General features: G+C 56.2%; 1 protein-coding gene and 1 pseudogene. Both read right to left on the bottom strand.

The window, feature by feature from the left end; genetic code table 11:
* Positions 1 to 252: 252 nt before the first annotated feature.
* Positions 253 to 849: an MOSC domain-containing protein gene (locus tag AC2FND_RS20235; RefSeq protein WP_209505532.1), complete on the bottom strand. Its 597-nt coding sequence runs from the start codon at positions 847 to 849 to the stop codon at positions 253 to 255.
* A 98-nt stretch (positions 850 to 947) separates the two neighbouring features.
* Positions 948 to 1,517 (bottom strand): annotated as a pseudogene (locus AC2FND_RS20230) (ATP-dependent zinc metalloprotease FtsH); the annotation flags it as partial.

The following is a 1,517-nucleotide window of genomic DNA, read 5'->3' as shown; positions in this document are numbered from 1 at the left end:
CCCATACGGCAACAGATCGTCACTGGATATTCCAAGCTTCGCGCCGATCTCCTGGATCGGCTTCTTATTCGCTTCACGCGCAATTTCGATGTCGGATTTATAGCTCATTGGCCGGGGTCCTTGATTGAATACCGTGCAAAACCGACGTCCAACGTCGGCGCTACGCATTCCATACCCTTGTGTACAATCTGATTAGCCATGGATTCCGACATTCTGGCGTCGCGAAGCGTCGTCAGGTCACTTCATCGGTAACTAATCGGAAACCTGCATATTTTCAGGGCTCCAGGCAGGCTGGTCTGGAACAAAGAGCTTGAGGTGATCGCCCAGTTGAATACGCCCAGGACGTTCGACCCAGCCCGTGACACCGCGGCGCCCGACGGCAGCAGGTTTGAACCCTGCACCATACCCCTGATGATCCGCTTCGATTTCGCGACCGGGCAATACGCAGGGCGCGTTTTCCATATCCACAGTGATCGTCAGCCCGTTGACCGCCTGAAGACGCGAGGACGGCGGAATGTGCGAGAAATCCGGTATACCTTTCAGCACTATGGATGCGCCCAGATAAGACGGGTCAAGCTGGTCCAGCCCCATGTTCTGCGCGATCTGCTGCAACTCTTCCAAGGACAGCACCGACAGTTGACGAACATTGCGGATTTCAGTGCCCTTGGGATAGAGATTCGAGACCCGAACACAGGACGCACGGCTCAGACCTTCGTGCCGTTCGCCTTTCGCGCCCTCAAACCCAAGATCCAACAACTCCACGGGCTTGGCACGAAGCGATCCGCCGGCAGGAACAAGACCCAGCCAAACGACTTCGGCTGCAAATTCGGTTTCCCGTAAAAACGGCATACGCGCTTCCCTTCCCATTGGTGTCTGCCAGCGCATAATGCCCAGTAACGATCTGATGGAAAGAGAAAAACCCGGGTCAGAGCCCGGGTTCTTGTTGGTTATGCTGTCGGTTCAGGTTCCATCCCGCCCTCAGGCGGTGATTTCTTGGCCTTGGTCTTGGGGATGGCTGTCACGCTGGGCGCACTGCCCTCGTCCGACTTGTCGTTCCGATCATCGCTGTCGCCGGGCGACTCCCCGTTCATGACGCGTTTGATTTCGTCACCGGTCAGCGTTTCGTATTCCAGCAAACCTTGGGCCAAACGCTCCCATTCCTCGTTCTGATCGGTCAGAATCTTGTGCGCCTGTTCATAGCCCTGCTGGATCAGGCGCTTTACCTCTTCTTCAATCAGCTCCTTGGTATGAGCCGATACCGAGAACCCGGCAGTATTGCCCTGGTATCCCTCATGCGCCTCGGCATAGTCGATATTGCCAACCTTGTCTGACATACCCCAGCGCATCACCATGGCACGTGCCAGTTGGCTGGCCTGCATGATGTCCCCGGCAGGACCGTTCGACACGTGATCTTCGCCATACTTGATGACTTCGGCAGCTTTACCCGCCATGGTCATCGCCAGCTTCTGTTCGCATTCATCACGGTGATAGTTCAGGCGATCCATTTCCGGCAGCGA

Source organism: Ruegeria sp. BHSB056 (genome assembly GCF_059613305.1).
The sequence above is the reverse complement of the archived record's forward strand: the minus strand, read 5'-3'. Positions and strand labels throughout refer to the sequence as shown.

Coding starts and splice junctions, on each gene's coding strand:
- AC2FND_RS20235 (WP_209505532.1), bottom strand. CDS start 849: ATGCCGTTTTTACGGGAAACCGAATTTGCAGCCGAAGTCGTTTGGCTG.